Below are 12,430 nucleotides of genomic sequence, written 5' to 3' on the forward strand. Positions count from 1 at the left end.
TAATTAAATAGTAATTATACTTTTAAAGAGTGTGATATGGTTGTTTTAGATTAATGATTTGTCATCTGAATTTAAAGAAACAGAAGAAAGTTTAGGAATGTTTTATAAGTTAATAGGTCATAATTTAATGGAATTATGTATATGATTGAACAACACCCCGATAGAATACCAGAAAGAGTAGAGTATATTGTTCAAGTTAAAAGAATGCGTATTTTGTTATTTTTAGTTAAATTTAAATTGAATATTTATACTAATACTGATGATTATAATAAAGTTGTTTTATCTAAAAGACAAACTAAGAAAATAATTAAACGTGGTGGATTACCACCTAGTTTTAGTGATGAAACTATGACTTTTAGTTTATGATTTCCTAAGTCTTATTTACAAAGATATAATAGTTGTGCTTTAAATTATATTCACTCTTTAAAGAGTGAATTAAGTACCGTTAAAGACTATGAACAGTCACAAGATTTAGATTTTTCAGTAAATGATATTAGATCAGTAGGATTAGATAAGTTGAATAGTATATTACAAACTGAAAATATTGTATGTCGTGCTTGTTATTATAGAAATAAACATTCTAAGAACCTGTTTAGAATCTTTTAGAGAATAAGGTAAAATTACTATATATTTTAAAATAAGAGGTATGTATGCATAAAAATTATCCAAGTCATGTCACTAAAGAACAATTTGAGAACATAAGATTAATTTTAGAAAATGTCAAAAAGAAAACAAAACCAAGAAATTTAGATTTATATGAAGTATTTTGTGCAGTTTTATATGTATTAAAAAGTGGTTGTCAATGAAGGATGTTACCAAAAAATTTTCCAAAATGACAAACTGTATATTATTATTTTCAAATTTGAAGTAAAAATAATGGTAAAGAACCTAGCATATGACAATTAATTTTAAAAAAAATTAGTTAGAAAAGTTCGTATCAATAATCATCGAAAAGAAAAAACCAGTTTTTGTATAATTGATTCACAAAGTGTTAAAAATACAGATACTACTAAAAACAAAGGTTATGATACTGGTAAAAAGATTTCAGGAATAAAACGTCATATTGCTGTTGATTCTCAAGGTTTACAACATGCAATTTACGTAACTTCACCAGAAAAAACAGATCGTAATAGTGCTATAATAATGATTCAAAATGAAAAAGAAAATCTTTCTACAGTTCAAAAAATAATAGTAGATGCTGGTTATACTGGTGAAAAATTTGCTTCTGCAATCAAAACAATTATAAATGCGAATGTTGAAGTTGTAAAACGTAATGAATTACATTCTTTTGTAGTATTACCAAAAAGATGAGTTGTAGAGCGAAGTTTTGATTGATTAGAAAAATGTAGAAGATTATGAAAAAATTGTGAAAGAAAATTAAATAGTAGTTTACAAATGGTTGTTCTTTCCTTTATTTCAATTTTATTAAAAAGATTCTAAACAGGTTCTAAGTCAAGTTATTTGTAAATTTGTAAATCATGATATTTGTTTTTTGGTAAATCAAGTGATTTGTAAAGTAGTAAATGATTCTATTTGTTTTTTTGTCAATGATTGAATTTGTTCAATCGTGAATCAAGTAATTTGTCATTCTGTAAATGCTTGTATTTGTCTTGGTGTTAAAATTACTATTTCTTCAGTTGTCAATCTTTGTACTTCTTTTTTTGTGAGTATTTCAATTTCATGTGTAGTCAATTTATTTATATTTTGTAGATTTATATCTTTTTTTCTTCATTTAGTTTAATAAATAGTATTTCTCTTTTCATTCTATTTATGAAATGTGGTTTATATATATATTTATTGATTTATTAAATAAAGCCTTTGATAATTCTTGTGATTTTAGAAAATTTTGATATATTTGTTCAAGTTTATTTTTATATTCTTGGATAGGATTTGTTCAATTGTTAATTTGTATACTGGTTAAGTTTAATGAACTATTATTAATAGATTTTGTTAGTTTGTTTGAAAAATTAAGTAAAATTTTCATTTTTTTATTTTTCCTTTCAATGATATAAATTAAAAAATAAAAACTCATTTACTTTAAATTAAGCAATGAGTTAAAAAACTTTTATAATTTTTTAATAATTCTTATTATATGTGTCAATTATATTTGAGTTTAAAGAAAATACAACGAAAATGATATTTTAAACATTTTAAATTATTTAATTAATAATTAATTAAAAATAACATTAAATTTTGAAGGATAGTAGTTATGTGATAAAATTTCAAACATATACTAAAAAACATTATATTTAAATATAATTTAATTATTTAAAGCATTATATTTATAGTCTACTTTAAATAAAGTATTTTATTAAATGATTGATTTAGGAGTAAGCAATGAATAAAGATTGAGCTATAGGTTTAACTAATTTAACTTTAACCCCAATAATGGAACAACAATTAAGTCAGTATTATAAAATTTTAATTGCTGAAAATAAAAAATATAACTTAACAACGATCATTGAAGAAGTAGAAGTTTATTATAAACATTTCTATGATGCTCTTTTAATTAGTAATAATATCATTTTGGAGGATCAAAATATTTGTGATCTTGGTAGTGGTGCTGGTATACCAGGAATAATTTTAAAAATTTGTTTTCCCAAATTACAATTAACTATTATTGAATCTAATACAAAAAAATGTCAATTTCTAAAAACAGTAATTACTGAACTAAACTTAGAAAACGTTTATATAATTAATCAAAGAGCAGAAACATTTGCTCATCAATATCGCGAAACATTTGATATTGTAACAGCAAGAGCATTAGCACCGCTAAATATTTTAAGTGAATTATGTTTAGCGCTAGTTAAAGTTGAAGGATTATTTATTGCTTATAAGGGTCTTAAAGTTGAAGAAGAACTTGCATTGGCACAAAATAGTATTAACACAATGGGTGCAAAGTTAATTAATCAATTTACTGTTCAATTACCAAATAACTATGGTCAAAGAACAATCCTTCAATTTCAAAAATATAAATTATGTGCTTTAAAATATCCAAGACCTTATCAACAAATTAAAAGTAAACCTTTGTAAATAATATTAATTAAAATTAGTGTTAAACTTAATTAGTAGGATAAAATATTAGTCTATTAATTTAGAAAGGTAATTATTATGGGCAAAATTATTGCAATTGCTAATCAAAAAGGTGGAGTTGGAAAAACAACTACTGCTACTAATCTTGCTGCAGGTTTAGGTATAAAAAATAAAAAAGTGTTACTTATTGATTTAGATCCACAAGGTAGTGCTACTATTTCAATGGGTTTTGCTGCTGATAAAGTTGAACAAGATATATATGATGTTCTAGTACATGATGTTCCCTTAGAAAAAGTAATTAAAACCGAAGTTTGTCAAGGAGTAGATCTATTACCATCGACCATTTCTTTGGCGGGAGCCGAAATATTTTTATTAGAGCAATCTCGTAATAAAAGAAATATTTTATTAGAAAAATTAGAACCCGTAAAGGAAGTATATGATTTTATTATTATTGACTGTCCACCTAGTTTAGGATTAGTTAATCGTAATGCTTTAGCTTCAGCTAATTCAGTTATTATTCCGTTACAAGCTGAGTTTTATGCATTAGGTGGTTTAGTACAATTATTATCTACTATTCGTTTAGTACAACAATTATTTAATCCCAATTTAGAGATTGAAGGCATTTTATTAACTATGGTTAATATTAGAACGACTTCTTCTGTTGAAGTTATCAAAGAAATTCAAAAAAATTTTAGAGAAAAAGTTTATAAAAATTATATTCCAAGAAATGTAACTCTAAGTGAAGCACCAAGTCATGGTAAAAATATTTTTAGTTATCGACCACGTTGCAGTGGTGCTATTGCTTATCAAAGTTTAGTGAATGAGGTGTTAAATAATGTCTAATGATAAAAAAAATCGTATTTCTGCTAAAGGCTTAGCATCAATTTTTGGTGAGGGTTTAAATGATTTAATAACTAACATTGAAAGTTCACCAGAAATTGCTAAAACTTTTTCACAAACTATTTCTCTTGCTAAAATTATTCCTAATCCATATCAACCACGTGTAGTATTTAATGAACAAGAAATTAAAGAACTAAGTGATTCAATTAAAATTCACGGTTTAATTCAACCAATTATTGTTAAAAAAACGATAACAGATGGTGTTTTTCAATTAGTTGCTGGTGAACGTAGAACTAAAGCTGCAAAATTAGTAGGTCTAACAGAAATACCTGCAGTAACTATTGAAGTAACAGATCAACAATTAATGGAATTTGCTTTGATTGAAAATATTCAACGTGTTGATTTGAATGCTTTTGAAGAAGCACAAGCCTATCAAACTTTAATTAGTAAAATGAAATGAACTCAAGAACAACTCTCACAAAAAGTTAATAAATCACGTAGTCACATTACTAATACTTTACGAATTCTACAATTGCCAGTAGAGATTTTACAAATGCTTCAACGCAATGAATTAACAATGGGTCATGTTAAACCATTATTAAGTTTAGGTACTAATCTTAATTTAATTGTAACTATTGCTAAAAGGACATATAGTGAACAATGAAGTGTTCGTAAGGTTGAAGATGTTATTAAGATGCAACAATTAAGTTTAAATCAAAAACAAAATGTTAATAAAAAATCAGACCTTCATTTAGTAGCATTAGAAAATACTTTATCAAGAACTTTAGATACTAAAGTAAAAATCAATAAAAAACAATTAATAATTAATTATAGTAATCACAAAGAATTAAATCGAATTTTAGAATTTTTAAAATTAATATAAATTTAAAATGAGTATAAATGTTTTAAAGTATTTATACTCATTTTTTATCTTGTAAATTTATTTTATGATATTTCTCTAAAAGGAAATATTAATCCTGAATTAGTATAGATAATTAAGTTTGTAATAAAAACAAATAAGATAGAGAAACCAATTGCAATTTTACTTATACCTAGTATGATTAATAACTTTTTTGATATATCATGAGGATAAGTTAAAAGTTTCTTTTTCATATTTTTCTCCTAAAAGTTATATTTATTTTTTAAGTCTTACTTATTTATAATTATTTACTATTGTAAAAGTTTTTATCATTATATTTGATGTTATAATGTTATTTAAAATAATTTATTTTAACATTGAAAGGAAAATTAAATATGCCAGAAAAAGATAAGAATACGTTATTTAAACGTATTATTTTAGAAAATATAAAGATGAAATTGATTGAGTAAAAATGATTAATTCTTTGTTTAAAAAAAAGAAAAATTTTTGAAGAAGATGTAGTAATTTTAACTAAATTATTTAATCAAAAAATTAATAATTGATTAGAAAAAGAACAAATTTCTGAAGACAATGTATTGGATTTAACTGATTTGTTTAATGAAAAAATGAACGGAATTTTACGCTTATTGGTTAACACTTAATTCTTAATAAATAATTTAATTATGATATTTTTAAATGTGATTTTTTCTTTACGGTTATTATATTTAAAACAAAATTCATTTAAATAAGTTTGGAGTCATTTTTTTGAAACTCAATGAAATTAGCCGATAAAACCTCTTTTTAATATTGCTCAAAAACTTTCTATTGTATTTGTATGAATACCATTATAAGAAAAATATTTTTTGTGATTAACTTGTTCATGTGGTAAAATTTTATTCATTTTATAATATCCACGATATTCATCAGTAAAAAGAATAGAATTGTTAATATCAACATTTTCTTTAACTATTTTCATTAAATCTTCAGATTTAATACTTTTATTTTTTGCATGAAATAATTTAACATTACCATTTCGTTCAATAATGCCAACAACACACTCTTTACTAGTTCCTCTACCACGTAATGAGTTATTTTTATTATCAACATCATTATATTTACGCGGTTTTCCACCCACATATGTTTCATCCATCTCTAATATTTTTGCTAATAATTTAATCTCATCATTAGCCATTGCCTTTCTAATTTTATGCATCATTTTTCATACAGTTGCTAAACGTAAATTTAAGTCTCTTGAAGCTTGAGATGATGATAAACTTTTTTTAGCATTAGCCATTAATACTATTAAAATAAATCACTTTTGAAGTGGTACACGTGTATGATGAAAAATAGTTTGAGCAGTTACACTAAAAGACTTATGACATTTTTTGCATTTATAACGCCACTCTTTTAAAACAGAGTTAACTTTTTCACTAAAACAAAAAAGACATTTTGGTTTGTTATTTCATCGGCATTGGTTAGATAAGTTTACTTTCTTGTCTTCAAATCTGTACAAATTGATTTGGAGGCATTTTCAATCTAATAACTATTCTATCATTGTTTCAATATCTAATAAATTTTTCTAATATTTTATTAAAACTTTCCATACTTTCAAAAGTGCTACCAAACATCATTTTAAAATCTCTTTTAATTCAACGATTTAAACATTCACTAACTTGATTACCTTTAAAACCTGATAGACTTTTTGAGTGAATTAGATTAGTACTTGTATTAAAAACTTTACTAACAATTTCGCTTGTATTAGCAGAACCTAAATCTGATTGAATAGTCGTAAAATTACATTGTTTAGCACTCGCTAATTCTATTTGATTAACCACATTTAACACAGTTTTGGCATTTTCACTTTTGTTTATTTTTCAGCCAACAATTGAATTACTGTACATATCAGTAGCAAAAACAACTAATAATTTTGTTTTTTTATCACCAATAATTATATTTTTAAATCATGTGCCCATCCATACCAACTTTTTCAAGAAAGTTATTACTTGAAAAATTACGTTTTAATAAATCTTTATTATTTTTTAAATCACTATTTTCTACTACTCTATTTGTTGATTTAGGTTCTAATAATAATTTAATATTATTATCTTTTAATATTTGTTTTATGCTTGTTTTACTGCATTTAAGACCTTTATTTTTTATTTTTAACTCTAATCTTACTTTTTCAAAACTAGTGATATTAATGTACTTTTTTTCATTTTTAATGAGAACTATTTTGTTTATTGCTTGTATCAAATTATCATTAATTTTTGATTGATATTGCTTTTTACCTTTTTTTACTCATAAATAGTATGCTGTTTTGCTAATAGCTATGTAAACAATAATTTTATTTAATTGATGACCTTTTTGCTTATATTTTTCTACTATTAAAAAACACTTATATTTTAATAATTTACTATTTTTTCCCCTTGTTAATTTCTTTTCACAGGCTAATTGCTCCTTTAAAAGTTCTTTTTCAACCTCATCTTTTAAAGCTTGTTTTCTAAGTTTATCAATTTCTTTGTTTAATAGTTTAATTTCAATATCTTTCTTATCGATCCTGTGAGAAGTTTGGGATTTAGAAATTTTGGTGAATGCATTTTCACCTTTAATTTGATATTGGTTAACCCAATTATAAATTAATACTGGAGTTGATAATTTATATTTGACTTGAATTTCATGTATTTTTAGTTTTTTATCAACTAAATACTCATTAACAACGGCTAATTTTGTTTCTTTTGAATAAACTTTATAATTCATAATTTCTCCTTCTGTATTAATTATTTTTAATTATATTACAGATTGAAAATATTAATTGGTAAACTTAAGTGACTGATGCCGTAATAATTTAGCAAATACTGTACCATTAGCATTCAAATCAACTTCAAAATTAAATTTTTCTTAATTGATAATTAATTTTATATTTTTCTTTATAATTTATATGATACGATGTAATCATATAAGTAAAAGAAACAGGTGTATATTATATGTTAACTGCTGGTATCGTTGGTTTACCTAATGTAGGTAAATCAACATTATTTAAAGCCATTACCAATTCACAAGTATTAATTGAAAATTATCCTTTTGCTACTATAAAACCAAATATTGGTAGCGTTCCAGTCAATGATTCAAGAATTTTAAATTTAATAAAAATCTTTAATCCACAAAAAGTTGTACCAACCATTTTAGAATTACATGATATTGCTGGACTTGTCAAAGGCGCTAGTAAAGGTGAAGGATTAGGTAATCAATTTCTTGCCAACATTAGAACAGTTGATGCAATATGTGAAGTTATTCGTTGTTTTGATGATACTAATGTTAGTCATGTTCAAAATAAAATTGATCCAATTAATGATTTTGAAATTATTGAATTGGAATTAATGTTAGCTGATCAAGAAGTAATAAGTAAACGAAAAGAAAAAGTCCGTAAAAAATCACAAATAACTAGAGATAAACAAGGTATTGCTGAAGTTGCTTTATTAGAGAAAATTAATAATGAATTAAACAATGGTATTGCTATTCGTAATCAAAAGTTAAGTTCAGAAGAATTACTAATGATTAAACCTTATAATTTTTTAACTGCTAAACCAATAATTGTTATTGCTAATATTAATGAAAAAGATTTAATTACTAAAACCAATAAATATGTTGAACAATTACAACAATATATGAGCAAAAAAAATATTACTGTAATTGTTGTGTGTGCTAAGACAGAATGTGAACTTTCTGAATTAGAAGCAGAAGAAAAAAAAGAAATGTTTAAAGAGTTAAATATTTTTGAATCAGGAATTGATCAAATTGTATTAGCAACTTATAAACTATTAAATTTAGGTACTTATTTTACTGTTGGACCCAAAGAAGTTCATGCTTGAACTTTTATTAAAGGAATGAAAGCACCAGAGTGTGCTGGTATCATTCATACAGACTTCATGAAAGGTTTTATTAGACTTAAAGTTTATAATTATCAAGATATAGAATTATTGGGTAGTGAAAAAAATGTTCAGGAAAAGGGAAAAATGAGAGTTGAAGGTAAAAATTATATAGTTGAAGATGGTGATATTTGTCATTTCCTTTTTAATGTTTAGTTTTAAGATAATATTAATTATAAAAAGGTTATAGTTTTGTTATAATTAATTTGAAAATATACTAGCAAGAAAGGAAAATTTATTATGTTAAAAAGTAATTTACAAAATCCTGATTCTGACATTCAAGAAAACAATTATGTTCCAAATAAAAAAACTAAAAAGTTTGATGTTTTTAATAAAATAAAAGTTTCAAGAGCTTTACTTTTTTGATCACCAATTGTGCAAATTATTGGTAGTATTGCTTTTTTAATACTATTAATAGTTAATGCATTTGTTGGGCAAAAAATGGGATTTGAATTTAGTAAACTGCAATTAGCTTTATCATTATCATATGTTGGAATTGCAATTTTAGTCAGTATTATTTGCTTTATGATACCAGCAAAGAAACTTAAAAAGAAATCTTCATTTAGAATTACTGCTATTTCAACATTAATATTATCAACATTAATATTAAGCGGTAGTCTAGTTTTTTGATCAATACCAGTATTACTATTTTTTTCATTAATATCATTAATTGTATGAATATGTGAAGTAATAGCAGCGATTATTTTAATTTTAGTAGTTGAAGAATTACCTAATGAAAAATAAAGTAGGTGAAAATAATGAAAATCAAAGATTTAGATAATATTAAAAACAAAAAAACAGGTTTTATTCCATATGAACAAAAGACTAAAAATGCATATTTTGTTTATTTGGGAATATCGATAGTTCTTTTTTTATCAGTTTTTATTTTTTCATTATTTGCTGCTATTAATGTATCAAAATATAAATTATATAACGTAGAACTTACTGATTTTAATTATCATATTTTGAATTTATTTTATGCACCAATTTTTTGTTTAATTGCAATTACCATAAGTATGGTTTTATTAATATTTGCTCCTAGAGTAAGTATTGTATCTTCAAAGTATAGCAGTAGAATGTTTTATACTGCTTTTTGATTATTAATTCTTAGTGTAATGTTAAGTTCAGAAGTACAATTAACTTATATTTCACAATCTGGAATATTATATAATGAAAATTATCATTGAATTAATCCAATTATTGCAAGAATATTTATTGTTTTTAGTCTTTTTTTAATTTTGATTACACAACTATTTTTTTGAATTATGCGTAGAAAATTTACATTTATGAATTCAGATTATGAAATTTATACTACTAGAAGTATGGAAAAAAAACAAAGACGAATTAGAAAACAAGAATTAAAAAAAATTAGAAAACAAGAAAAAGGATTTAGTAAAAAAACTTTGAATATTAAATAAAAAGGGGGGGACAGATTTATGAGAATTCGTAATTGGTGGTTTATTAGTTTTTATTTATTATTAAGCACATTTATTATTTATGAATTATTTTTTTTAATTGCTTTGTCAAAAAATACAGCTTTAAAAGATTTATATTATTATGGTTTTGAAATTGCAGAACCTTCACCAAGTTTTAATCCTTCAAGTTATACTGCAATTTATTATTTACCAGTAATAGGTTTAGTTGTAAGCAATTTCGGTTTGATTAGTTGTATTTTTACGGCAAGAGTTTTTCTTGAAAAATCTCCTCGTTTTAAATTTGTATTTTTAGTTGTAAACTTTATAATTTTTGTTGTTGGATTTTTGATAAGTTTTTCTGGTCAATTGCTTTATTGTGAATGAAGTAATGACAGTGCACAAATAATACCTAATAGAGGAGGAACAATTGAAGTACCAAGCTTTTATTATCGACATTGAGTTTCTTCAACAATTGTTTGATCAATTTTTGGGTTATGTTTTGCATTACTTGTTGCAGCAGTTATTTTATTACTTAAATTAAATTTAATTAATGTTCAAACATATCACTTTTATCGTCAACGCATTGAAGCAGCAATTGATTTTGAACCAGAATTAAAACAACCACTACCAAGTTCTAATGAATTTGATCCAAATGATACACAGACTATTACAATTTTTCTTGATGAAGAAGTAAATGAAAAATTACAATCAAAAACTAATCGTAAAAAAGCACTGAAATCCTCTAAAAATAATAAAAAAAATTAAATTCTAAAAATAAGACTAATAAAATAGAAAAAAAGTTAATAATATTAAAAAATCTTAAATTTAATAAAGATGGTGAAAATATGAAAATTCGTGTACGATATGCACCTAGTCCTACTGGGTATTTACATATTGGTGGTGCTAGAACAGCATTATTTAATTATTTATTTGCAAAAAATAACAAAGGAGATTTTATAGTTAGAATTGAAGATACTGATTTAGAACGTAATATTGAAGTTGGAATTAGTTCACAATTAGATAATTTACGTTGAATGGGAATAATTCCTGATGAAACTATTGATTTACCAGGTAAATATGCTCCTTATAAACAAACTGAACGTTTAAATATATATATTCAACATGCATTAATACTAATAAAAGAAAAAAAAGCATATTATTGTTTTTGTACACCTCAATATCTAGAAGAAATGCGTAAGAAACAAGCAGATAAAAATATTTTAGCTTTCCAGTATGATAGAACATGTTCAAAATTAGAGCAGTCTGTAATTGAAGAAAATTTACAAAATAAAATTTCATATGCTATTAGAGTTAAAATTCCCACTAATAAAAGTTATAAAATTAAAGATTTAGTTCGTGGTAATGTTGAATTTAATTCAGTAGACTTAGGAGATTACATTATTATTAAATCAAATGGAGTGGCTACTTATAATTTTGCTGTTGTTATTGATGATCATTTAATGGAAATAAGTCATGTTTTTCGTGGTGAAGAACATTTATCAAATACACCAAAACAATTAGTTATTTATGAATATTTTAATTGGAAAATGCCAATTTTTGCCCACTTAACATTAATTGTTAATAATAAACGTAAAAAATTATCAAAGCGTGATGGTAGCATTATCCAATTTATTCATCAATATCGTAAAGAAGGCTATTTACCAGAAGCAATTTTTAATTTTATTGCTTTATTAGGATGAAGTTCGCATGAAGAAAAAGAAATTTATACTAAAGAACAATTAATTAAATTATTTACCCCAAAATATTTAAGTAAAGCACCAAGTATGTTTGATTCAGAAAAATTAGTGTGAATGAATAATTATTATATTAAAAGATTAAATGTGGACCAATACTTAGTTTTAGTAACACCTTTTATTAAAGAAAAATATAATTGAAATAGCAAAACTATTGAATGATGAAAAGAAGTATTATTAATTTATCAATCACAGTTAGAATATGGTAGTCAAATTAATGAATTGGTAAGTTTATTTTTTAAAAATAATTTTAAGGTAGATATAGAAGCAAAGACTTTTTTGAATGATAATGAATGTAACTTAGTTTGTACAACATTTATTAAAAAGATTATTGATTGTAAAAATTGAACTAGTGATAATCTTAAAAAGATTATTAATGAAGTTAAAAAAGAGACTAATGTTAATGGTAAATTATTATTTATGCCAATTAGAATTATTACGACAGGACAAATGCATGGACCTGATTTAGTTAGCACCATTAAATTATTAGGTTATGATACCATTATTAACAATGTAAAATTAAATTTTAAATATTAAACAAAAATAATTATTATTACTCATATAGAAAATATAATATTTGATTTTATTATAAATAAAAATCGG

General features: G+C 23.7%; 14 protein-coding genes. 10 read left to right on the forward strand and 4 right to left on the reverse strand.

What is annotated here, in order from left to right; translation table 4 throughout:
- Window positions 1–135: 135 nt before the first annotated feature.
- Together AAHM85_RS05295 and AAHM85_RS05300 are read left to right on the forward strand one after the other, a co-directional pair.
- Window positions 136–606, forward strand: a complete 471-nt coding sequence (locus AAHM85_RS05295) for a hypothetical protein (RefSeq protein WP_342261276.1) — start codon at window positions 136–138, stop codon at window positions 604–606.
- Window positions 607–650: 44 nt separating this feature from the next.
- A protein-coding gene (locus AAHM85_RS05300) for an IS5 family transposase (protein ID WP_425289717.1) occupies window positions 651–1,440 on the forward strand; the annotation gives its coding sequence in 2 pieces (ribosomal slippage) (window positions 651–911 and window positions 913–1,440; 789 coding nt in all).
- Here AAHM85_RS05300 and AAHM85_RS05305 read toward each other — a convergent pair.
- A complete protein-coding gene (locus tag AAHM85_RS05305) occupies window positions 1,426–1,644 on the reverse strand; it encodes a hypothetical protein (RefSeq protein WP_342261278.1) in 219 nt (72 codons plus the stop codon). The genes AAHM85_RS05300 and AAHM85_RS05305 overlap by 15 nt on opposite strands.
- 693 nt (window positions 1,645–2,337) lie before the next feature.
- On the opposite strand from AAHM85_RS05305, the gene rsmG reads away from it, so the two are divergent.
- From rsmG to AAHM85_RS05320, 3 genes are all read left to right on the forward strand, one after another.
- Entirely contained in the window at window positions 2,338–3,033 is a 696-nt protein-coding gene (gene rsmG, locus AAHM85_RS05310; protein ID WP_342261279.1) for a 16S rRNA (guanine(527)-N(7))-methyltransferase RsmG, read from the forward strand.
- Between the two features lie 78 nt (window positions 3,034–3,111).
- A complete protein-coding gene (locus tag AAHM85_RS05315) occupies window positions 3,112–3,876 on the forward strand; it encodes a ParA family protein (protein ID WP_174480209.1) in 765 nt (254 codons plus the stop codon).
- A complete protein-coding gene (locus AAHM85_RS05320; protein ID WP_342261280.1) occupies window positions 3,869–4,756 on the forward strand; it encodes a ParB/RepB/Spo0J family partition protein in 888 nt (295 codons plus the stop codon). The genes AAHM85_RS05315 and AAHM85_RS05320 overlap by 8 nt, the downstream gene beginning before the upstream one ends.
- A gap of 757 nt (window positions 4,757–5,513) precedes the next feature.
- Here the strand turns inward: AAHM85_RS05320 and AAHM85_RS05325 are convergent.
- The 3 genes from AAHM85_RS05325 to AAHM85_RS05335 are packed head-to-tail and all read right to left on the reverse strand — an operon-like array spanning window position 5,514 to window position 7,489.
- Window positions 5,514–6,245, reverse strand: coding sequence for an IS1595 family transposase (locus AAHM85_RS05325; RefSeq protein WP_342261281.1), 732 nt, complete (start codon window positions 6,243–6,245; stop codon window positions 5,514–5,516).
- Window positions 6,208–6,705, reverse strand: a complete 498-nt coding sequence (locus AAHM85_RS05330; protein WP_342261282.1) for an IS3 family transposase — start codon at window positions 6,703–6,705, stop codon at window positions 6,208–6,210. Before AAHM85_RS05330 ends, AAHM85_RS05325 begins: the two co-directional genes overlap by 38 nt.
- Window positions 6,689–7,489 carry a transposase gene (locus AAHM85_RS05335; protein WP_342261283.1) on the reverse strand — a complete coding sequence of 267 codons (801 nt, stop codon included), beginning with the start codon at window positions 7,487–7,489 and terminating at the stop codon, window positions 6,689–6,691. The genes AAHM85_RS05330 and AAHM85_RS05335 overlap by 17 nt, the downstream gene beginning before the upstream one ends.
- Window positions 7,490–7,716: 227 nt before the next feature.
- Between AAHM85_RS05335 and ychF the strand changes: the two genes are divergently transcribed.
- From ychF to gltX, 5 genes are all read left to right on the forward strand, one after another.
- Window positions 7,717–8,814 (forward strand): redox-regulated ATPase YchF, encoded by a 1,098-nt coding sequence (gene ychF / locus AAHM85_RS05340; RefSeq protein ID WP_342261284.1) that lies wholly within the window; start codon window positions 7,717–7,719, stop codon window positions 8,812–8,814.
- 84 nt (window positions 8,815–8,898) lie between these two features.
- Window positions 8,899–9,402: a hypothetical protein gene (locus tag AAHM85_RS05345; RefSeq protein WP_342261285.1), complete on the forward strand. Its 504-nt coding sequence runs from the start codon at window positions 8,899–8,901 to the stop codon at window positions 9,400–9,402.
- Between the two features lie 14 nt (window positions 9,403–9,416).
- On the forward strand, window positions 9,417–10,076 hold the full coding sequence (locus AAHM85_RS05350) for a hypothetical protein (RefSeq protein ID WP_342261286.1): 660 nt from the start codon (window positions 9,417–9,419) through the stop codon (window positions 10,074–10,076).
- Between the two features lie 18 nt (window positions 10,077–10,094).
- A complete protein-coding gene (locus AAHM85_RS05355; RefSeq protein ID WP_342261287.1) occupies window positions 10,095–10,838 on the forward strand; it encodes a hypothetical protein in 744 nt (247 codons plus the stop codon).
- Window positions 10,839–10,918: 80 nt separating this feature from the next.
- Window positions 10,919–12,364 carry a glutamate--tRNA ligase gene (gene gltX, locus AAHM85_RS05360; protein WP_342261288.1) on the forward strand — a complete coding sequence of 482 codons (1,446 nt, stop codon included), beginning with the start codon at window positions 10,919–10,921 and terminating at the stop codon, window positions 12,362–12,364.
- Window positions 12,365–12,430: the final 66 nt, after the last annotated feature.

It is taken from the genome of Spiroplasma endosymbiont of Notiophilus biguttatus (assembly GCF_964030985.1).
Lineage (GTDB): Bacteria > Bacillota_I > Bacilli_A > Mycoplasmatales > VBWQ01 > Spiroplasma_E > Spiroplasma_E ixodetis_A.